This window comes from Streptantibioticus rubrisoli (assembly GCF_024436055.1).
GTDB lineage: Bacteria > Actinomycetota > Actinomycetes > Streptomycetales > Streptomycetaceae > Streptantibioticus_A > Streptantibioticus_A rubrisoli.
The window spans coordinates 1-20,001 of record NZ_JANFNH010000068.1 but is presented as its reverse complement, the minus strand read 5'-3'; the positions used below and the strand labels follow the sequence as shown (position 1 = coordinate 20,001).

The window sequence follows — 20,001 nt, the reverse complement described above, 5'->3', positions numbered from 1 at the left end:
GGCTGGCCTCGGGACCCCCCGCGGGAGGCGGCCAGGCGGGGGGTGGTGAGGAAACCCTCCGTCGCCGCGTTGGCGACGGCGATTCGGGGGAGCTCGGTTGCCCGCTCGTACAGAAGGAACCGCGGCTGCCAACGCGGACGGAACGCCGCGTTGATCCGCTGTACCGACTCGAACCCCCGCCGGTGCGAAAGCAGTTGGACGATGCCCCGGTGCACCCGGAAGACCAGCCCGGTCCCCGGACCGGTGTGGAACACCGTGAAGTTCAGCGACACCCGCTCAAGCCCGTCCACCGGCGCCACCCCCGCCCGAGCCCGCAGCAGCAGTTCCGCGATCATGTAGGGCACCAGCTCACCCGAGGACTCCCGGTCTCGCCGCATCAGGTCGAGCGCCAGCCCCGCGCGCCCCCAGGGCACCAGGCTCAGCAGCGCACAGGTGCGGTTGTTGGGGTCCCGGCACTCCACCAGTACGCAGTCACCGTCCGCCGCCGCGCCCAGCCGTCCCAACGCCATCGTGAACAGCCGGTCGGACGTGCCGTGCCGCCACGCGTCAGCGAGGTGCACCAGATGCGCCATCTCGGGTCCGGGAATGTCCCGGTGCCGCCGCACCACAACCGTGTACCCGGCGGCCCGGATCACCTCGTGCGCCCGCCGCAGCGGACGTATCACATCGCCGTCCAGGGTGAACCCGGCAACCCGCACCACCGCCTCGTCGCCGAACGCCAGCACCTTCAGCCCGTACCGTTCGTACGCCGCGGCAGCGGCCTCGCTCGCGCCGGTCACCGCCGGAACCCACGCATGGGTACGGGCCAACTCCAGCCACGAGGCGATCGCCTGCGGCCAGCCCCGCGGATCGCCGACCGGATCCCCGTAGGCCATGGCGACCCCGTTCGCCACCCGGTACAGCACGGCCGCGTCGTAAGTCGCCGACCAGCAGGCCGACTTGTCGTGCCGCAGCGCGAAGTAGCCGAGCGAGTCGAGGTCGCCGAACTCGTCCAGCAGTGTGCGCAGCCGTAGTTCGTCCTCCGGCAGCAGCCGCGCCCGGCCGCGCGGCGAGCGGAAGAACGCCCGCAGCACCTGCAGGAAGAACGCCACGCTGATCACGTTGATCAGCAGGTCGGTCCAGCCGGGCACGCTGATCTCCGGCAGGTCCACCAGCGTGGAGACGGTGAAGATCCGCAGTACGGCGTAGCGGAAACAGGCCGTCCAGTCCGCGGTCGGCGGTTGGTCGGTCTGGTGCACCAGCACCGTGCCGAGCCCCGCCGCCACCACCCCGCCGAGCACCAACCAGGTCAGTCCACGCGCGATGTTGCCGCGCTCGCCGCGCACTCGGCACACCGGCTCGGCGATCAGCAGGGCGAGCGGTACCGCGGTGGTCAGCCCGGCCGAGCTCCAGTTGACCGGATGCGCCCGTACCTGGGGCAGTACCCCCAACGCCAGCCAGTACAAAGCCGCGTTGCCGGCGGACAGCACCAACGTCACGATCCACGCGGCCCGTTTGCGCCGCCGCAGCATCACCGCGAGCAGCGCGGCCAGCGTCGCCGCGGTGAAGCCCGCCGTCACCAGGAACGGGGTGAAGAACTCACCGCTGTTGGCCCGGTGCACCCGGTTGCGGAACGGTGCGATCAGACCGGCCACCACATCGAAGGTGGCCGCCAGCCGCAGGTACCAGACGACCGCCGAGGCGCACGGCGAACTCAGCGGCCGTACCCAGCGCTCCAGCCTGGACGGCCCCAGATCGGTGGTGGGCGGCCGGGTCGGCAGCGCCTTGCGCACCATCTCCGCCGCCCTGGCCTGCGGCCGCTCCAGATGCGGCGCACCGGCCAGCGCGTCGTACAGCCGGGTGCGCACCGCGTCCAGCCGCCGGTGCAGCCGCTCGTCCCGCCGCTCCGCGCGGGCCAGTCGGCGCGGCCGTGAGTAGTAGCGCCAACGCGCCCACGGGCTGGTCGGCCTGGCCAGCCGGAGGGCGCCGATCACCGCCAGCGGCGGCAGCGGCACGCCCAACAGCCCGGTCCACACCTTGCCCTTGAGCAGGCAGATCACCACGAACACCAACAGCACCGCCACGGTGCTGAGGTTGCTGACGGCCTGCGGGCCGGTGAACCCGGCGAACGGCACCCAGCCCAGTAGCAGCATGATGATCATCGCCACGGTGAGGATCACCGCGTCGACCGACTTGCGGCCCTCCTCGCTCCAGTACACGTCCTCCAGGTGCAGCACCAGCGCGAACTCGTCCAGCACCAGGCCGCAGCCGACCCCGAACACCACCGCGAGCACATCGCGGGCCAGCGTGGAATCCGGCCGGATGGTGAACGCCCCGACGCCGCCGAGCAGCATCATCGCCTGGCCGAACACCACATGGTGGATGTGCAGTCCGCCCGGTTTGACGTTCCCCGGCCACCAGCGCACCCCGCGCCGGATCATCCGCACGCTGAACCGGATGAACACGAACGAGCCGACCAGACCGGTGAGCAGCAGGAACAGCGGCTGTCGCCCGGTCAGTACGATCCGGGAGGTGTAGGTGTGCACCAACCACTGCCCCATGGTCCCGTACCATCTCCCGTCCTGCCCGCGCTGTGCGAGCAGGCACCGTACGCCGGGGTGGTCCGGCGCGTCCAACCCGGACGGTCCGGGTCATTTCGTTCCGGTGAGGCGGGCGTACACCACCACGTTTCCGGTGTAGCTGTGGGTCTTCCTGGAGAAGCCGCCGCCGCAGGTGATCAGCCGGATCTCCGGGACCGGAGTGGCGCCGTACACCTTCTCGGTGGGGAAGCTCTCCTTCGCGTACACCTCGATGCCGTAGATGGTGAACACCGCGGTGCGGTGGTCGGCGCGGGCCACCTCGACGGTGTTGCCCTTGTGCAGCGAGCCGAGGTTGTAGAACACCGCGGGTCCGGCCATGGTGTCGACGTGCCCGGCCAGCACCGCCGCGCCCCTGGCGCCGGGGGTGGCGCTGCCGGTGTACCAGCCCGCCAGGTCGCGGTCGTTGTCCGGCGGCACCTGGAGTTCCTGGTCGGCGCCTTTGCCGAGGTTCATCAGCGGTGCGTCCACGTGGATGGCGGGGATGCGGACCCGGCGCGGCGCGGAGTTCGGCATCGGCGGGACGGTCGGCGTGGGGGAGACGGCGCCGTGCCGTCCGGGGGGCAGACCGTCGGACGCCTTGGGGGCGGGCGGCTGGCTCGACTGCGACCCGTCGTGCATCAGCCACGCGCCCGCCAGCAGCGCCAGCAGGGCCGCGGCGATGGCCGGTTTCGAGGGGGCGCGACGCGGCTGCCGCCCGGCGGGCGCGGGGGGGCTTGCGGGCTCGAAGTCCTGGGAGCGTTCCATGGCGACCTCCGTGAATGGCTGCCTTGTCGGAATGTTCCAGGGTCCGGTGCGGGAATCCGTCATCTGACCCGTTATCTGACAGGGGATCACACAATCTGCCGAACGGCGCGCGGCCGACCTGCCCGGAACCCGTACGGAGCACGCCGGGTCAGGACCGCCCGCGTGGCCTGCTGCTTCGATACGCGATCGCCCCGCCAGCACTCCTGACGCCCTGTCGGGTAGCGGTCGGGTGCGGCGACGGGCGCTCGGCGATCTGCCGCCGTTACGGGTATCGGCCACCTTCCGCCGTGGCGGCCTTCGGCGCGTCGCGCTACGCCATGTGGCGGTCGCCGCCGCTTCCGCCCTGCCGCTGGGCGGGGGCGCGCCCCGGTCGCGCGTTGGCGGGCCGCGCTTCCCGGCCGCTCGGCCCGATGCGGGGATGGTGTTGTGCGGATGACGTTCTTCCGTGATCCGGCGGCCATGGTGCTGGCGTCGCCCCGGGAGCTCCTTGGTGCGGCGGCGATTTCACCCGCTCCACAATCAACTGGGCGTTTTATCCTGCCGGTTGGCCGCCGTGCATAAACGGACTGGTTACGGGCAGACGGTCCTGGCAACCGCGGCCACCGGGTGTCGCGTCTGTGGTGGTGTGGCCGTATTTCCCTGGCCGCGCACAGCGAAGAGAAGAAGGCAGGACAGTACATGGGCATCGTCGGCTGGATCATCCTGGGACTGCTCGCCGGAGCGATAGCCAAGATCCTGCTGCCCGGACGGGATCCGGGCGGCCTCGTGGGCACCACGCTCACCGGTATCGCCGGTGCGTTCCTCGGCGGATGGCTGTCCGCGAAGTTCCTGCACCGTGCCATTCCGCACCAGTTCTTCGACCTCAAGACCTGGATCGCCGCGATCGCCGGTTCCCTCGTTCTCCTGATCGCCTACCGGCTCGTCTTCGGCAACTCCCGGTAGGGGGTGCCCTCCCGGCGGCGGTTCGGTGGCCGGGTGCGGCTGCCGCCGCCGCGGCGGGAGCAGGGCTCGCCGCCCCGTGACTCGCGGGCCGCTCAGGCCTCCAGGCCCAGCATCTGCCGCAGAATGTCCCGAAGGGCCATCCGCTCGGCGGTGGAAAGCCGCGCCAGCGGCTCCCGCGCGAACTGCAGCGAGGAGCGCAACTGCTCGTACGTCTCCTTGCCCGCCGCTGTCGCGGCGGCCAGCTTCACCCGCCGGTCGGCCGGGTCGGGCCGCCGCTCGACCAGGCCGCGGGCCTCCAGCCGGTCCACGATGCCGGTGATGTTCGACGGCTCGCACTTGAGGTGTTCCGCTATCCGCCGCATCGGCAGCGGTTCAAGGGTGAGCAGCCCCAGTAGCCGGGCCTGTGCGCCGGTGAGCTGGTGCTTGCCCGCCGCGGCGTCGTACTCCGCGTAGTAGCGGGAGACGACCGTGCCGATGAGGTCGACGACCTCCCGGGTGAGGGGATCGATGCGTGCTGCCATGGCACCAGCGTACCCGTTTGCTTGACAAGCTGAAATATCCAGGAGCATGGTTGTTTCAGAAGCTGAACCTTTGCCATGGCCGCCGCGCCGTGGCGGAAGGAGACCCCTCCCCATGCCCGCACTGCCCACCACCAGCCGCGAATGGCACCTGACCGCCCGCCCGGAGGGCTGGCCGAAGCCCACCGACTTCGCCCTGCGCGAGGCCGAGCTCCCCGCGCTCGCACCCGGCCAGGTGCTGGTCCGCAACCTCTACATGTCGGTCGACCCGTACATGCGCGGCCGGATGAACGACGTCAAGTCCTACGTACCGCCGTTCCAGCTCGACCAGCCGATGGAGGGCGGAGCGGTCGGCGTCGTGATCGCCTCCGAGGCCGAGGGCCTCACGGTCGGCGACCACGTACTGCACGGGCTCGGCTGGCGCGAGTACGCGGTGCTGGACGCCAAGCACGCCACCACCATCGACCCGGACGCCGCGCCGCTGCCCAAGTACCTCGGCGTGCTCGGCATGCCGGGCCTGACCGCCTACGCCGGACTGCTGCGGGTCGCCGCCTTCAAGGAGGGCGACACCGTCTTCGTCTCCGGCGCGGCCGGTGCGGTGGGCAGCATGGTCGGCCAGATCGCCAAGCTCAAGGGCGCCGCCCGGGTGATCGGCTCGGCCGGGTCGGACGAGAAGGTCAAGGCACTGGTGGAGGACTACGGCTTCGACGCGGCGTTCAACTACAAGAACGGCCCGGTCGCCGAGCAGCTCAAGCAGGCCGCTCCGGACGGCATCGACGTGTACTTCGACAACGTCGGCGGCGAGCACCTGGAGGCGGCGATCAGCTCGCTGAACGTGCACGGCCGCATCGTCGTCTGCGGCATGATCGCGCAGTACAACGCGACCGAGCCGCCCGCCGCCCCGCGCAACCTGGCGCTGGTCATCGGCAAGCGGCTGCGCATCGAGGGGATGCTGGTCAGTGACCACGGCGATCTGAAGCAGCCGTTCATCGACGAGGTCGGCGGCTGGATCCGGGACGGCAGGATGCATTCCCAGGAGACCGTGGCCAACGGGATCGACAACGCCGTGGAGGCGTTTCTCGGCCTGCTGCGCGGCGCGAACACCGGCAAGATGGTCGTCAAGCTTTAAGCCCTCCCGGCGGGTCTTCGTTTGGGGGCGAGCCCCCAGACCCCCGAGTCCGCCGGGCAGGCCTTACGCTCAGCACCAGACCGCCGTGACCGTGGGCGCGGGTCGCGGCGCACCACCAGGAGGATATTGCGCATGTCCATCCAGTCCATCGATGTGCTCTACACCGCGGTGGCGACCGCGGAGAACGGCCGGGACGGCCGGGTCTCCAGCGACGACGGCAAGCTCGACGTCGTGGTCAACCCGCCCAAGGAGATGGGTGGCAGCGGCGCCGGGACCAACCCGGAGCAGCTGTTCGCGGCCGGGTACAGCGCGTGCTTCCAGGGCGCGCTCGGCGTGGTCGCCCGCCAGGAGAAGGCGGACATCTCCGGCTCGACGGTGACCGCCAGGGTCGGCATCGGCAAGTCCGCGGCCGGTGGCTTCGGGCTCAAGGTCGACATCTCGGCGTCCATTCCGAACGTCGACGCGGAGACCGCCCAGGAACTGGTGGAGAAGGCGCACCAGGTGTGCCCGTACTCCAACGCGACCCGCGGCAACATCGAGGTGACGCTGTCCGTCGACTGACGGCCAACTCGCCGCAGCGGTAAGGGGCGTGCTCCATGGGGGCGCGCCCCTTACCCGTTCATGCGGGGGGCCTCAGCCCAGAAGTCCTTGGCCGAAATCGTCATAACGGTGGCCTTGCCGCCACTTCCGGGTGGCCGGGAGCATGGACGGGTGACACAGCGCCGCGTCGTCTTCCTCATCTATCCGGGGTTCCAGGTGTTGGACCTGACCGGGCCGCACGAGGTGTTCGGCATGGCGGGGGAGCGGGTGCCGGGGGCCTACGCGGTCGAGGTCGTCGCCGTGGGCGGCGGGGCCGTGCGGGCCAGCCACGGGGTCGAGGTCGTGCCCACCGGGAGCGTCCAGCGGTGCGGGGGACCGCTGGACACCCTGGTGGTCGTCGGCGGCCCCGGCGACCGGGAGGCGGCCGAGGACCCCGCGCTCATCGGGTGGCTGCGGGACACCGCCGCCCGCGCCCGCCGCACCGCCGCCGTGTGCACCGGCGCCTTCCTGCTCGCCCGGGCCGGGCTGCTGGACGGGCGGCGCGCCGTCACCCACTGGGCGCACTGCGAGCGGCTGGCCCGCGAGTACCCGCAAGTGACGGTCACCCCGGACCACATCTTCGCGCGCGACGGCTCCGTGTGGACCTCGGCCGGAGTGACCGCCGGAATGGACCTGGCGCTCGCCATGGTCGAGGCGGACCACGGCTGCGAGGTCTCCCGGGCCATCGCCCGGCGGCTGGTGATGTTCGTCCAACGACCGGGCGGCCAGGCCCAGTTCAGCACCCAGCTGGCCGCGCAGCGCCCGATCCGTGAACCGCTGCGCGAGCTCCAGGCCTGGGTCGCCGACCATCTCGCCGACGACCTGACGGTGCGGGTGCTGGCCGAACGGGCCGGTATGAGCGAACGCAACTTCACCCGGGTCTTCCGCGCCGAGACCGGCCGTACCCCGGCCGCGTACGTGGAGACCGTACGCGTGGAGGCGGCCCGTGCCCTGCTGGAGACGACCGACATCACCGTGGACGCGATAGCCAGGGCCTGCGGCTTCGGCACCGCCGAAACCCTGCACCGCCGCTTCAGGCACACCCTCGGCGTCACGCCGGGCCAGTACCGCCACCACTTCTCCGCCACACGCTGAACCACGCCTGCTCAACCACGCCTGCTCAACCACGCCTGCTCAACCACGCCTGCTCAACCACCCGACAAGGAGCGCCGATGCGCATCGTCATCCCCGTCTTCGACGGCTTCACCCTCCTCGACGCGATCGGCCCGTACGAGGTGCTGCACGCACTGCCGGACGCCGAGGTGGTCTTCGCCGCCGAACGGCCCGGGCCGGTGCGTCCCGACGGCGGCACCCCCGCGCTGCTCGCCGAGGCCGCGCTGGCGGAGCTGGACTCCTGCGACATCCTGGTGGTCCCCGGCGGTCCCGGCGCCCGCCGCCGGGTCGACGACGAAGCGCTGCTGGAGCAGATCCGCCGACTGCACGGCCTGGCGCGGTGGACCACCTCGGTGTGCACCGGCTCCTTGCTGCTGGCCGCCGCCGGGCTGCTGAACGGCCTTGAGGCCACCACCCACTGGAGCGCGGCGCGGATCCTGGAGTCCTACGGCGCCACGTACACCCCGCGACGCACCGTCTTCCAGGGCAGCGTCGTCACCGCCGCCGGGGTCTCCTCGGGCATCGACATGGCCCTCGCGCTGGTGGAGCGCGTCGCGGACCGCACCCACGCCGAGGCGTTGCAGCTGCTCATCGAGTACGACCCGCAGCCGCCGTTCGACGCGGGCGCGCCGCACAAGGCCCCGCAGGCCGCCAGGGACCTGCTGGCCGCCTGGCGCCCGTACACCGCTACCCGCTGAACGCCCAGCCGGTCCAGCGCTCGACCGCGACGACGATGACCGGGCCCTGCGGCAACTGGCCCTCGTACTGCGGGTACTTGGCGGCCAGCTGGCGGATCGGCTCGGTGCGGTCCTCGTCCTCGCCCTGGACGCGGGCGGTGCCGTCCGCCCGTACCCACCACAGGCGGCGCCACTCCTCCTCGTAGTGGTCCACCAGCAGCGAGACCCGCCCGGTGGCGCGGATGTTGTGCAGCCGCCGCAGCTGCTGGTGGCGCTTGGGCTTGTGGTCGACCGCCATGAACACGGTCCGCTCGACGGCCGCGAACACCGCCGGGACCAGATGCGGTTGGCCCCGCTCGTCAACCGTGGCCAGCCGCAGCACCCTGGCGGCGGCGAACCGGCGCCGCGCCTCGTGCTCGGGCAGTCGCATGCGGCGAGGCTACCCAAAAGGGCGGCTGGGCCGGGAAAGCGCGCCGCGGGCGCGGTGGACCCGCGGATCAGCTCGCGGTCACCCCGGTGTATCCGAGCCGGGCCAACCGGGCCTGCCCCCGGGCGTTGGGGTGGAACCAGTCCCAGCTGCTCAACTCGCCCGGACCGAAGCGGTATTGGAAGACGGCGCCGCCGTCGTACCGGCACAGCGGGTACCGGCCGCACACCTCGCCCAGCACGTTGTTGTAGGCGATCACCCGGTCCCGTACCGCCGCGCGCCGGGCCGTGGCCTCGGTGCCAATGTCGGCGGGGCCGACCAGCATCGACGGGCAGATGCCCAGCCCCCATATACGGCTGCCCACCGGGTCCTGCCGCCCGACGGACCACAGCCGGAGCAGATCGGGAACGCTGGAGACGTAGACCTCGGTCTTCGGCGAGGTGCGGCGCAGCTCCTCCATCGCCGCGGTGAACCGGCTCCGGAAGTCGGCGACCGGGGTCATCCCGGCCACCGAGCGGGCGCAGGCGTCATTGGCCCCCATCAGCACCGTCACCAACTGGGGCCGCCGCTGGGCCGCCTGAGCCATCTGGTCGGGCAGATCGGCCATCCGCGCGCCGCTGCGCGCGAAGTTCCAGACACTGCCGCCGGAGGACCCCCGCAGTCTTCCGGCCAGACTGTTCACATCGGCGCGGGTGCCGGTCGCCCAGGAGACCTCGGGGCAGTCGGAAAGCAGTGAACAGGCGTCGAAGCCACGGGTGATGGAGTCGCCGAGCGCGGCCACCGATTCGGGGTGCGGGTTCCACGCGGTGGTCGGGCGGTGTGTCGGCGGCGTGCCGCCGCCTGCCCGCGACGGCCCTGAGCTGCCCGTTCCGCATCCGGCGAGCAGCAGGGCGGCGGCGGTGAGCAGGGCGGTGGCGCCTCGTCCGGCCCACCGTCCGCGTGTCCTGCCGCGACCTTGGGCCTCTCGCATCGTTGTCCTCTCGGATGACCGGGTGATATCTGTCTGAGCCCGACGGTACGTCACCCTCGAAAGGACGGTGCACGGTAGCTTTTCCCTGACGGCTCGACCGGGCCGAGGTCGGCTCGGTGGCGAAGAGGTGGTCGACAGAGGTTTGGGTGCGAACGATCAGTTCTTGTCCCGTTTGCTAAAAATGGTGCAGAATGTCTGGTGCTGTCGCTATTGCGGAGCCACTGGATCGGGCGTGAGGCCGCTGGGGAAGGCGAACCTCGTCCCACACTGGAGGTCCCGGTGACGACACGTGGAGTTCTTTACGTGCACTCCGCACCCCGCGCGCTGTGCCCGCACGTTGAATGGGCCGTCGCGGGCGTGCTGGGTGTGCGCGTCAGTCTTGACTGGATCCGTCAGCCCGCCGCGCCCGGCACCTGGCGCGCCGAGTTCTCCTGGCACGGTGACCCCGGTACGGCGTCGAAGCTCGCCTCGGCGCTGCGCGGTTGGCACCTGCTGCGCTTCGAGGTGACCGCGGAACCCTCCGCCAGCGCCGAGGGCGAGCGGTACAGCAGCACGCCGGAGCTGGGCATCTTCCATGCCGTGACCGGAATGCACGGTGACATCCTCATTCCCGAGGACCGGCTGCGAGCCGCGCTGGCCAGGTCGGTGCGCGGTGAGGCGGACCTGGAGGAGGAGGTCGCCAAGCTGCTCGGCAAGCCGTGGGACGACGAGTTGGAGCCGTTCCGGTACGCGGGCGAGGGCGCGCCGGTCCGCTGGCTTCACCAGGTGGTCTAAGCACCTGGCTACGCGGTTGACCTCGGGCGGGCCCCAAGCCGTAGCGTGATCAGCATGGCTGACACGATTTCAGTGGCGGTACTGGGTACCGGCACGATGGGCGCGCCGATGGCCCGCAATCTGCTCAGGGACGGCCACACCGTACGGGTGTGGAACCGCACTCGCTCGCGCGCGGAGCCGCTCGCCGCGGACGGCGCGTACGTGGCCGATGACCCGGCGGACGCGGTGCGGGGCGTGGACGCCGTCCTGACCATACTGCTGGACGGTCCCAGCGTCCTCGACGCCATGCGGGCCGCCGCCCCCGAGCTGCGCCGCGGCACGGTGTGGTTGCAGTCGAGCACCGTGGGGCCCGCGGCGCTGGCCCCGCTGGCCGACCTGGCGGCCGAGCACGGAACGTACTTCGTCGACAGCCCGGTACTGGGCACCAAGGCCCCGGCGGAACAAGGCCAGTTGCAGGTGCTGGCGGCCGGGCCGCAGGCCGCTCGGCCCATCGCCGACCAGGTCTTCGACGCGATCGGCAGCCGTACGCTCTGGCTCGCCGAGAACGGCGCCGAGGGGGCGGCCAGCAAGCTCAAGCTCGTCTTCAACAACTGGGTGCTCGCCGTGATCAACGGCACCGCGGAGACGCTGGCGCTGGCCAAGGGGCTGGGAGTCGACCCCCAGCACTTCCTGGATTCGCTGGACGGCACCCTGCTGGACTCCGGCTACCTCCGTATGAAGGCCAAGGCCATCCTGGAGGAGGACTACGAGCCCAGCTTCACGGTCTCGGCGGCCATAAAGGACGCCCGCCTGATCGCGGAGGCCGCCGAACAGGCCGGTGTTCGGCTGGACCTGGCCCCCGCCGGGGTCGAGCGCCTACGCCGCGCGGAGTCCCAGGGGCACGGCGCCAAGGACGGCGCGGCATCGTACCTGGCAAGCTTCGAGGGCTAGTCGCGGACTCGCTCCCCGCAGGGCCTCACCGCAGCAGGCGATCGAGCGCGCGCCGCGTGCGGGCCGGGGCGTGCGGGTCGCCGAAGAGCTGAAGCGCTTGGTTCAAACCCATGTAGAGACCGATGAGTTCGAAGGCGATCTGCCGCGGGTCCGTGTCCCGCGGCAGTTCGCCAGCCCGTACCGCGATCCGTAGGTCCACCACCAGGCGGCGCCGCCACACGCTGAACAGCCGGGCGATGGCGTCCCGTACCGGCCCCTCGCGGCCGTCGAACTCCACCGCGACCGTGGTGAACAGGCAGCCGCCGGGAAACGCCGTACGCTCCCGCTCCAGATAGCCGATCCACCGCTCGCACACCGCGCGCAGCCGGGTCAGTCCCGGTCTGGCGTCGGCGGCCGGTTCCCACACCGAGGCCGTGAAGATCGCCGACGCCCTTTCCAGCGCGGCCAGTTGGAGCGCCTCCTTGCTGCCGAAGTGGCCGAGCAGCCCGGACTTGCTGAGGCCGAGGTCGGCGGCGAGCCGCCCGATGGTCAGTCCCTCCAGGCCCTCCACCGAGGCGAGCGCGACGCTGCGCTCCACGATTCGGTCCCGCGTTCTGCGGGCTTCGGCAAAGGAATTGCGCGGGCTCATGCCCCACATGGTATCCGCCGCGCCCCGGTATTTAACTTCCGATCGATCGGTCGCTGTAGTCTGCGCAAACGATCACCGAAGCAGGGGGTAGACAACGTGCCGGGAACCCGCATCGCCGCGTTGGGTCACTACCAGCCGTCCCGCGTGCTCACCAACCACGATCTGGCGGACATGGTCGAGACCAGTGACGAATGGATCCGGCAGCGCACCGGCATCGTCAGCCGCCGGATCGCGGACGGGGAATCGGTCACCGACCTCGCCGCGGCGGCCGGTGGCAAGGCGCTGGCCGCCGCGGGCCTGCGGCCGGACGAGATCGGTCTGGTCACCGTCGCCACCTGCACCGCGATCGACCGTTGCCCGAGCATCGCCGCGCAGGTCGCAGGCCGACTCGGGGTGCCGGGCGCGGTGGCGTTCGACCTCAACAACGGCTGCGCGGGCTTCGGTACGGCGCTCGCCACCGCGGACCACTCGGTACGGGCGGGGGCGGCTCGGCACGCGCTGGTGATCGGGGCCGAGAAGATGTCCGACGTCACCGACTGGACGGACCGCGGCACCTGTGTGCTGCTTGGCGACGGCGCGGGGGCGGCCGTGATCAGCCGGGCCGGGGAGGACGGCATCGGGCCGGTCGTCTGGGGCTCCGATCCGAGCCGCGCGGACGCGGTGCGGCTGGTCGGCGAGTGGCAGCCGCGGTTCCGGCAGGAGGGGCAGACGGTCTTCCGGTGGGCCACCACCGAGTTGGCGCCCATCGCCCAAGAGGCGTGCCGCCGGGCTGGCTTCAGCCCGGCGGAACTGGCGGGCGTCGTCACCCACCAGGCCAACCTGCGCATCATCGAGGCGGTGGTCCGGCAACTGGGCTTGCGGGAAGGGGCGGTTGTCGCCCGTGATGTGGTGGACTCCGGCAACACCTCCGCGGCGTCCATCCCGTTGGCGCTGTCGAAGCTCGTGGAGCGCGGCGAACTGCCGCCCGGCGGGCCGGTGCTGCTGCTCGCCTTCGGCGGGGGCCTGTCGTGGACGGCCCAGGTCGTCAGGTGCCCGTAGCCGCGCTCTGGTAGCGCCCCGAAGGGGCGCGGGGAACTGGGCGACCAGCCGCGGCGGCGCCGCGGACGAAAGACGAACGAGGGCACACCGCCGCACTCCCAGCGGAGCGCTCAGCGTCACAGGGGGATGTTGGCGTGGGCGCCCCTGCGGGACGGTGCCTGCTGGAGGGCCCGGGCGATCGCGGAGCGGGTCGCGTCGGGGGAGACCACCTCGTCGACGACGCCGAGTTCCATCGCCTTGGGCAGGCCGCCCGCCACGATCTCGTGTTCCGCGGCCAGTTCGAGCTCGATCTGTTCCTTCAGCTCCTCGGGAAGCTGGGCGAGCCGCCTGCGGTGCAGGATCCGTACCGCCGCCAGCGCGCCCATCACCGCGACCTGGGCCTGCGGCCAGGCCAGCACCCTGGTGGCACCGAGCGCGCGGGCGTTCATCGCGATGTACGCGCCCCCGTACGCCTTGCGGGTGACCAGGGTGACCCGCGGTACCACGCACTCACCGAACGCGTGCAGCAGCTTCGCGCCGCGCCGCACCACACCGTCCCACTCCTGGCCGACGCCCGGCAGATAGCCCGGCACATCCACCAGCACCACCAGCGGCACCCCGAACGCGTCACACATCCGCACGAAGCGCGCCGCCTTCTCCGCGGACAGCGAGTCCAGGCAACCGCCCAGCCGCAGCGGGTTGTTGGCGACCACGCCGACCGCCTGGCCGCCCAGCCGCCCCAGGGAGGTGACGACGTTCGGCGCCCACTTCGGCTGCAGTTCCACGCCGGGGGCGTCCAACACCCCGTCCACCAGCGGCCGTACGTCATAGGCGCGCCGGTCGGACTCCGGCAGCAGCCCGCCCAGTGGCCGGTCCTCAACCAGGTCGAGCCGCAACTCGGCCTGATCGCTGAGGAGTTGGGCCAGCCAGCGGGCCTTGTCCAACGCGTCCCGCTCGGACTCGGCGAGCACGTGCACCACGCCGGAGCGGCGGCCGTGCGGCTCCGGGCCGCCCAGCCGCGCCATGTCGACGCTCTCCCCGGTGACGGTGCGCACCACATCGGGGCCGGTGACGAAGATCCGGCCGTCCGGCGCCAGTACCACCACATCGGTCAGCGCCGGACCGTACGCCGCGCCGCCCGCCGCCGGGCCCAGCACCACCGAGATCTGCGGAACCCGGCCGGAGGCGAGGATCATCGCGTGGAAGACCCGCCCGACCGCGTCCAACGAGCCGACGCCCTCCTGGAGCCGGGCGCCGCCCGAGTGGTAGAGCCCGATGATCGGGCAGTTCTCGGCCACCGCCCGGTCGTAGGCGCGGACCACCGCGTCACAGCCCTCGGCGCCCATCGCGCCGCCCTGCACGGTCGGGTCGCTGGCGAACGCCACCACCTTCGACCCGTTCACCGTGCCGATCGCGGTGAGCATGCCCGACTCGTCGTAGGCCGAGACCTCCTGGTAGCCCGCCTCGTCCAGCAAGGCCCGCAGACGCAGCCGCGGATTGCGCGGATCGCTGTCGCGGGCCTCGCTGGCCATCCGGTGGCCTCCTCGGTCAGGGGGGCAGACGCGCTGGGTCGCCGTCCGGCCCCTGCCGATCAGCTCTTGCGGAACGCCAGGACGACGTTGAGACCGCCGAAGCCGAACGAGTCATTGAGCGCGGCGATGGTGCCCTCCGGCAGGGCCCGCGGCTCACCGCGCACGATGTCGGCGTCGACCTCGGGGTCGAGGTTGTCCACATTGATCGTCGGCGGAGCGACCCGGTTGTGCAACGCGAGAACGGTGGCCACCGTCTCCACACCGCCCGCACCACCGAGCAGGTGGCCGGTCATCGACTTGGTGGCGGAGACCGCCATGTGGTCGACGTCGTCGCCGAGCACCGAGCGCAGCGCCCGCAGCTCGCCGACATCGCCCAGCGGGGTGGAGGTGGCGTGCGCGTTGACGTGCACGATCTCCGCGGGCTTCAGGTCGGAGTTGTCCAGCAGGTTGGCGAACGCGTCGGCGATACCGCGGCCGGTGGGCTCCGGCTGCGCGATGTGGTGGGCGTCGGCCGAGATGCCCTGGCCGATCGCCTCGCAGTACACCCGGGCCCCGCGCTTGGCGGCGTGCTCGGCGGACTCCAGGACGACGATGCCCGAGCCCTCGCCCAGCACGAAGCCGTCCCGGGCGACGTCGTACGGGCGGGAGGCGCCCTGCGGGTCGTCGTTGTTCTTCGACATCGCCATCATGTTGGCGAACGCGGCGATCGGCAGCGGGTGCACCGCCGCCTCGGTGCCGCCCGCCACGACCACGTCGGCGCGGCCGGTGCGGATCATCTCGATCGCGTAGCCGATCGCCTCGGCGCCCGAGGCACAGGCGCTGACCGGGGTGTGGGTACCGGCGCGGGCGTTCAGCTCGATGCTGACGTTGGCCGACGGGCTGTTCGGCATCAGCATCGGCACGGTGTGCGGGGAGACCTTGCGGAAGCCCTGCTCGCGCAGGATGTCGTACTGGCCGAGCAGGGTGGTCACGCCGCCGATACCGGAGGCCACCACGGTGCCCAGGCGGTCCGGGTCGACCGCGGGGTCGTCCCCGGCCTTGGCGGAGAACCCGGCGTCCGCCCACGCCTCGCGCGCCGCGATCAGCGCGAACTGCGCGGAGCGGTCCAGCTTGCGGGCGAGCGGCCGGGCCAGCACCTCGGACGGCTCCACGGCGATCTCCGCCGCGATGCGGACCGGCAGATCGGCCGCCCACTCCTGCTGCAGCGGCGCCACGCCGGAACGTCCGGCGAGCAGCGCCTCCCAGGTTGACGCGCTGTCGCCACCCAAGGGTGTGGTTGCGCCGATACCGGTGACGACCACGGTGCGATTGGTCGGGTTCACTGGAATTCTTGTCTCCACGTATCGAGGGTGAAGGCAACGCGGGTGCCACCCGGGACGGGTGGCGACAGACGCGTCAGCCTGCGGTCAATCAGGCCTGGTGCTTCAGGATGTAGTCGGCGGCGTCGCCAACGGTCTTGAGGTTCTTGACGTCGTCGTCCGGGATCTTGACGTCGAAGCGCTCCTCAGCCGCGACGACGACCTCGACCATGGACAGCGAGTCGACATCCAGGTCGTCGGTGAAGGACTTGTCCAGCTGGACGTCCTCGACCGGGATACCGGCGATCTCGTTCACGATCTCGGCGAGACCCTTGACGATCTCTTCCTGAGTGGCGGCCATCTGCGGCGCTCCTTCGATTTTCTACGGTGTTGATAACGCGGCTCGCGGAACTGCGACCCGCGGGGATCTTTGCCTAGGGGAGGGTAACGACAGCGGCTGCGTACACGAGACCCGCCCCGAACCCGATGACGAGCGCGGTGTCGCCGCTCTTGGCCTGGCCGGTCGCCAACAGCCGCTCCATGGCGAGCGGGATGGAGGCCGACGAGGTGTTGCCGGTGGTCTCGATGTCGCGGGCGACCGCGACGTGCTCCGGCAGCTTGAGTGCCTTGATCATCGAATCGATGATCCGCATGTTGGCCTGGTGCGGGATGAACGCGTCCAGCTCATCCGCGGTGATACCGGCGGCGTCCAGCGCCTCCTGGGCGACCTTGGCCATCTCGTAGACCGCCCAGCGGAAGACCGCCTGGCCCTCCTGGGTGATCGCCGGGAACCGGACGTCCTCCGGGTTGGCGCCCCGGTAGACGTCCCACGGCAGGGTCTGCTTGATGGTCTCGGCCTTGTCGCCCTCCGAGCCCCAGACCGTCGGGCCGATGGCGGGCACGTCCGACGGGCCGACCACGACCGCGCCCGCTCCGTCACCGAACAGGAAGGCGGTGGCCCGGTCCTCCTTGTCGGTCAGGTCGCTGAGCCGCTCGACCCCGATGACCAGGACGTACTTCGCCGAGCCCTCGGTCACCATGCCCTTGGCCAGCGTCAGCCCGTAGGTGAACCCGGCGCACCCCGCGGAGATGTCGAACGCCGGGGGCTTGCCCGCGCCGAGCCGGTGCGCGATCTCGGTGGCGATCGCCGGGGTCTGCTTGAAGTGCGACACCGTGGCGACGAGCACCGCGTCAACGTCCTCGGCGGTCAGACCGGCGTCCGCTATGGCCTTGCCCGCGGCCTCCACCGACATCTCGGCGACGGTCTCCTGCGGGCCCGCCCAGTGCCGGGTGGAGATGCCGGAGCGGGTGCGGATCCACTCGTCGGAGGAGTCGATGTACTTGAGGATCTCCTCGTTCGGCACCACGCGGGTCGGGCGGTAGCCGCCGACGCCGAGGATGCGGGCGTACGGCGCGCCCTTGCTCGGCTTGATCTTCGCGGTCATGCTCTCGGGCTCCTCATCGGTTGACCGGGGTCTGTCGGCGCGTCAGGTTCATTCGGCCGCGGGGTGGATGCGCAGCAGCGGCTGCCCCGGTGCGACCGGGTCGCCGTCCTCGACCAGCCATTCCACGACGGTGCCGCCGTGCTCGGCGGTGACCGCCTGCCGGTCGCGGTTGTTGGCGACGTGCGCCACCGTAGCGCCCGGCTCAAGCACGTCACCGGCCTTGACCGTTCCGGTGTTCACGGTGCCCTTGAACGGAGCCACCGCCAGCCGCCAGGTCGGGCCGTGCTCCAGCGGGTTGCCGTCCGGGTCACCGTGCTCGGCGATGAGCTCGCGGGCCGCCTCGATGTCGTCCGGGGTCTTCAGCGCCAGCGTCTTGACGCCCGGCAGCGCGCGCTTGGCCAGCCCGGTGAGGGTGCCCGCGGGGGAGACCTCGATCAGCGCGGTGACGCCGAGCTCCTTGAAGGTCTCCATGCACAGGTCCCAACGGACCGGTCCCGCCACCTGCTTGACCAGCCGACGGATGATCTCGGCGCCGCTGTGCACCACCTGGCCGTCGGCGTTGGAGACGTACCGGGTACGCGGGTCGCGCACCGACACCCCCGGCACCAGCGCCTCAAGCGTGGCGACCGCGGGAGCCATGTGGTGGGTGTGGAACGCGCCCGCCACCTGGAGCGGACGCACCCGGGCGCCCTCGGGCTTGTCCTCGGCGAGCGCCGCGAGCTGCTCCATGGTTCCGGCGGCGACGATCTGTCCGGCGCCGTTGATGTTGGCCGGGGTCAGTCCGTGCGACTCCAGCTTGGCGACCACGTCCTGCGGGTCGCCGCCCAGCACCGCGGACATCCCGGTCTCGGTGACCGACGCGGCCTGAGCCATCGCCAGGCCGCGCTGCCGCACCAGCACCATGGCGGACTCGGCGGTGACCACCCCGGCACCGGCGGCCGCGGTGATCTCACCGACGCTGTGCCCGGCGACCGCGCCGACCAGGCGGCGTCCGTCGGCCGGGTGCGGGAAGACCGAGAGGGCGGACACCAGTCCGGCGGCCACCAGCAGCGGCTGCGCCACGGCGGTGTCGCGGATCTCGTCCGCGGTGCCCTTGGTGCCGTAGTGCACGAGGTCGAGTCCGGCGACCGCGGACCACCAGTGCAACCGGTCGGCCACGCCCGGGAGTTCGAGCCAGGGACTGAGGAAGCCGGGCGTCTGGGCGCCCTGGCCGGGAGCTACGAGTACGAGCACCTTCACACTCTCTCTCGCGTCAGGTGGTCACCGCCGGTGAGGACAGGGACCAAGAACGGTCAGGCGATTTGTGGGTGTCCCACAAAAGCTCAATCCTGCTGATCCCCGCTGGAGAGTCGGCCGAGGATCAGGGCGATCCGTAGGGTGAACGCGGAGCGTACATCGGAAGGTGACCAACCCGTGACATCCGTCACACGTCGCAGCCGGTAGCGGACGGTATTGGGATGAACGAACAACATCCGGGCGGCGCCTTCCAGCGACGATGCCTGCTCCAGGTAGACGCTGAGCGTCTCCAGTAGCGCCGAGCCCGCTTCCTCCAGCGGTCTGTAGATCTCCTCCACCAGCTGTTCACGAGCTGCCGGATCGCCCGCCATCGCCCGCTCCGGCAGCAGGTCGTCGGCGAGCACCGGCCGGGGGGCGTCCGGCCAGGCCGCGCAGGCCTTCAGCCCGGCCGCGGCGGCCTGTGCGGAACGGGTGGCGGCCAGCAGGTCGCCCACCACGGGACCGGCCACCACCGGGCCGGGGGCGAACGGGCCGATGAGGTCCTTGGCGGTACGGATCGGGTCGTCGGAGCCACCCGCCACGACCACCAGGCGGTGGCCCAGCACCCCGGTCAGCACCTGCAGCTTGGCGTGCCGGGCGGCTCGGCGGATCGCCTCCACCGTCAACTCGCTGTCCCCGTCGGGTGCGGTGCCCAGCACCACGACCACCCGGTCGGGTGAGTTCCAGCCGAGGGCCGCGGCACGGGACAGCACTCCCTCGTCCGCCTCACCGGAGAGCACGGCGTTGACGACCAGCGACTCCAGCCGGGCGTCCCACGCGCCACGGGCCTCGGCGGCCTGCGCGTAGACCTGCGCGGTGGCGAACGCGATCTCCCGCGCGTAGACCAGCAGCGCCTCGCGCAGTACGGACTCGTCGCCGGGTGCGGCGACCTCGTCGATCGCCGCTTCCATCACCTCGATGGTGGTGCGCACCATCTCCACGGTCTGCCGCAGCGAGATCGCCCGGGTCAGCTCGCGCGGCGCGGTACCGAACACATCCGTGCTGATGGCCTGCGGTGCCTCGGGGTGCCGGAACCACTCGGTGAAGGCGGCGATACCGGCCTGGGCGACCAGACCGATCCAGGAACGGTTCTCCGGCGGCATCGCGCGGTACCAGGGCAACTGCTCGTCCATGCGCGCGATCGCCGCGGCCGACAGTCTGCCGGAGGACTGCTCCAAGCGGCGCAACGTCGCGCTGTGCGGGTGTTCGCTCCGCTGGGGCTTCGGGGATTGCGGGGAATGCGTGGACTCGGGCACGGGACAAGCCTGCCTTATCGCCTGCGGCGAGCGGAAAGGGGTACGTGATCGCCTCCGGCGCGGTGACTTTGCGGGGCGGCCCGCCCCGTTGCGCCTGCGGCGGACGACTGGTGTGGGGTGCGCTGCTTGTGGCGTTGTTCGGGTGCGCTGCCAGGTGCGGCTGTGGTG

The 20,001-nt window shown here is 71.5% G+C and carries 20 protein-coding genes and 1 pseudogene; 8 read left to right on the top strand and 13 right to left on the bottom strand.

What is annotated here, in order from left to right; translation table 11 throughout:
- Positions 1-2,540, bottom strand: a 2,540-nt coding sequence (locus NON19_RS31705) for a phosphatidylglycerol lysyltransferase domain-containing protein (protein WP_255932719.1), incomplete at its 3' end; no start/stop codon positions are given.
- A 90-nt stretch (positions 2,541-2,630) separates the two neighbouring features.
- Positions 2,631-3,323 carry a class F sortase gene (locus NON19_RS31700; RefSeq protein ID WP_372514367.1) on the bottom strand — a complete coding sequence of 231 codons (693 nt, stop codon included), beginning with the start codon at positions 3,321-3,323 and terminating at the stop codon, positions 2,631-2,633.
- A gap of 678 nt (positions 3,324-4,001) precedes the next feature.
- On the opposite strand from NON19_RS31700, the gene NON19_RS31695 reads away from it, so the two are divergent.
- Entirely contained in the window at positions 4,002-4,265 is a 264-nt protein-coding gene (locus NON19_RS31695; protein ID WP_255932718.1) for a GlsB/YeaQ/YmgE family stress response membrane protein, read from the top strand.
- Positions 4,266-4,357: 92 nt separating this feature from the next.
- Here NON19_RS31695 and NON19_RS31690 read toward each other — a convergent pair whose 3' ends face one another.
- Complete coding sequence (locus NON19_RS31690) at positions 4,358-4,786, bottom strand: MarR family winged helix-turn-helix transcriptional regulator (RefSeq protein ID WP_255932717.1); 429 nt, start codon at positions 4,784-4,786, stop codon at positions 4,358-4,360.
- 112 nt (positions 4,787-4,898) lie between these two features.
- Between NON19_RS31690 and NON19_RS31685 the strand changes: the two genes are divergently transcribed.
- The 4 genes from NON19_RS31685 to NON19_RS31670 all read left to right on the top strand — a co-directional run bounded on the left by NON19_RS31685 (position 4,899) and on the right by NON19_RS31670 (position 8,302).
- Positions 4,899-5,912: an NADP-dependent oxidoreductase gene (locus NON19_RS31685; protein ID WP_255932716.1), complete on the top strand. Its 1,014-nt coding sequence runs from the start codon at positions 4,899-4,901 to the stop codon at positions 5,910-5,912.
- A gap of 132 nt (positions 5,913-6,044) precedes the next feature.
- Positions 6,045-6,473, top strand: a complete 429-nt coding sequence (locus tag NON19_RS31680; protein WP_255932715.1) for an organic hydroperoxide resistance protein — start codon at positions 6,045-6,047, stop codon at positions 6,471-6,473.
- A gap of 150 nt (positions 6,474-6,623) precedes the next feature.
- On the top strand, positions 6,624-7,586 hold the full coding sequence (locus NON19_RS31675; protein ID WP_255932714.1) for a GlxA family transcriptional regulator: 963 nt from the start codon (positions 6,624-6,626) through the stop codon (positions 7,584-7,586).
- Positions 7,587-7,663: 77 nt separating this feature from the next.
- On the top strand, positions 7,664-8,302 hold the full coding sequence (locus tag NON19_RS31670; protein ID WP_255932713.1) for a DJ-1/PfpI family protein: 639 nt from the start codon (positions 7,664-7,666) through the stop codon (positions 8,300-8,302).
- On the opposite strand, the gene NON19_RS31665 is transcribed toward NON19_RS31670, so the two are convergent.
- The gene (locus NON19_RS31665) at positions 8,292-8,711 is read right to left on the bottom strand and encodes a TIGR03668 family PPOX class F420-dependent oxidoreductase (RefSeq protein WP_255932712.1); all 420 of its coding nucleotides are present in this window, start codon (positions 8,709-8,711) and stop codon (positions 8,292-8,294) included. The two genes, NON19_RS31670 and NON19_RS31665, sit on opposite strands and share 11 nt — an antisense overlap.
- Positions 8,712-8,778: 67 nt before the next feature.
- The gene (locus NON19_RS31660) at positions 8,779-9,678 is read right to left on the bottom strand and encodes an SGNH/GDSL hydrolase family protein (protein ID WP_255932711.1); all 900 of its coding nucleotides are present in this window, start codon (positions 9,676-9,678) and stop codon (positions 8,779-8,781) included.
- Positions 9,679-9,957: 279 nt separating this feature from the next.
- Between NON19_RS31660 and NON19_RS31655 the strand changes: the two genes are divergently transcribed.
- A complete protein-coding gene (locus NON19_RS31655; RefSeq protein ID WP_255932710.1) occupies positions 9,958-10,452 on the top strand; it encodes a DUF3145 domain-containing protein in 495 nt (164 codons plus the stop codon).
- A gap of 54 nt (positions 10,453-10,506) precedes the next feature.
- Positions 10,507-11,382 (top strand): NAD(P)-dependent oxidoreductase, encoded by an 876-nt coding sequence (locus NON19_RS31650; RefSeq protein ID WP_255932709.1) that lies wholly within the window; start codon positions 10,507-10,509, stop codon positions 11,380-11,382.
- Positions 11,383-11,407: 25 nt separating this feature from the next.
- On the opposite strand, the gene NON19_RS31645 is transcribed toward NON19_RS31650, so the two are convergent.
- Positions 11,408-12,010, bottom strand: a complete 603-nt coding sequence (locus NON19_RS31645; protein WP_255932708.1) for a TetR/AcrR family transcriptional regulator — start codon at positions 12,008-12,010, stop codon at positions 11,408-11,410.
- Between the two features lie 96 nt (positions 12,011-12,106).
- On the opposite strand from NON19_RS31645, the gene NON19_RS31640 reads away from it, so the two are divergent.
- Positions 12,107-13,048, top strand: a complete 942-nt coding sequence (locus NON19_RS31640; RefSeq protein WP_255932707.1) for a beta-ketoacyl-ACP synthase III — start codon at positions 12,107-12,109, stop codon at positions 13,046-13,048.
- A 116-nt stretch (positions 13,049-13,164) separates the two neighbouring features.
- On the opposite strand, the gene NON19_RS31635 is transcribed toward NON19_RS31640, so the two are convergent.
- The 7 genes and pseudogenes from NON19_RS31635 to NON19_RS31605 all read right to left on the bottom strand — a co-directional run bounded on the left by NON19_RS31635 (position 13,165) and on the right by NON19_RS31605 (position 19,833).
- A complete protein-coding gene (locus NON19_RS31635; protein WP_255932706.1) occupies positions 13,165-14,559 on the bottom strand; it encodes an acyl-CoA carboxylase subunit beta in 1,395 nt (464 codons plus the stop codon).
- A 59-nt stretch (positions 14,560-14,618) separates the two neighbouring features.
- Positions 14,619-15,881: a beta-ketoacyl-ACP synthase II gene (gene fabF, locus NON19_RS31630; RefSeq protein WP_255932705.1), complete on the bottom strand. Its 1,263-nt coding sequence runs from the start codon at positions 15,879-15,881 to the stop codon at positions 14,619-14,621.
- 88 nt (positions 15,882-15,969) lie between these two features.
- Positions 15,970-16,218, bottom strand: a complete 249-nt coding sequence (locus tag NON19_RS31625) for an acyl carrier protein (RefSeq protein WP_255932704.1) — start codon at positions 16,216-16,218, stop codon at positions 15,970-15,972.
- 73 nt (positions 16,219-16,291) lie between these two features.
- The gene (locus NON19_RS31620) at positions 16,292-17,302 is read right to left on the bottom strand and encodes a ketoacyl-ACP synthase III (protein WP_255932703.1); all 1,011 of its coding nucleotides are present in this window, start codon (positions 17,300-17,302) and stop codon (positions 16,292-16,294) included.
- Positions 17,303-17,350: 48 nt separating this feature from the next.
- The gene (locus NON19_RS31615) at positions 17,351-17,542 is read right to left on the bottom strand and encodes a biotin/lipoyl-containing protein (RefSeq protein WP_255932720.1); all 192 of its coding nucleotides are present in this window, start codon (positions 17,540-17,542) and stop codon (positions 17,351-17,353) included.
- Positions 17,543-17,605: 63 nt separating this feature from the next.
- A pseudogene (locus NON19_RS31610) lies at positions 17,606-18,535 on the bottom strand (ACP S-malonyltransferase); the annotation flags it as partial.
- Between the two features lie 89 nt (positions 18,536-18,624).
- Positions 18,625-19,833: a PucR family transcriptional regulator gene (locus NON19_RS31605; RefSeq protein WP_255932702.1), complete on the bottom strand. Its 1,209-nt coding sequence runs from the start codon at positions 19,831-19,833 to the stop codon at positions 18,625-18,627.
- Between the last annotated feature and the right edge of the window lie 168 nt (positions 19,834-20,001).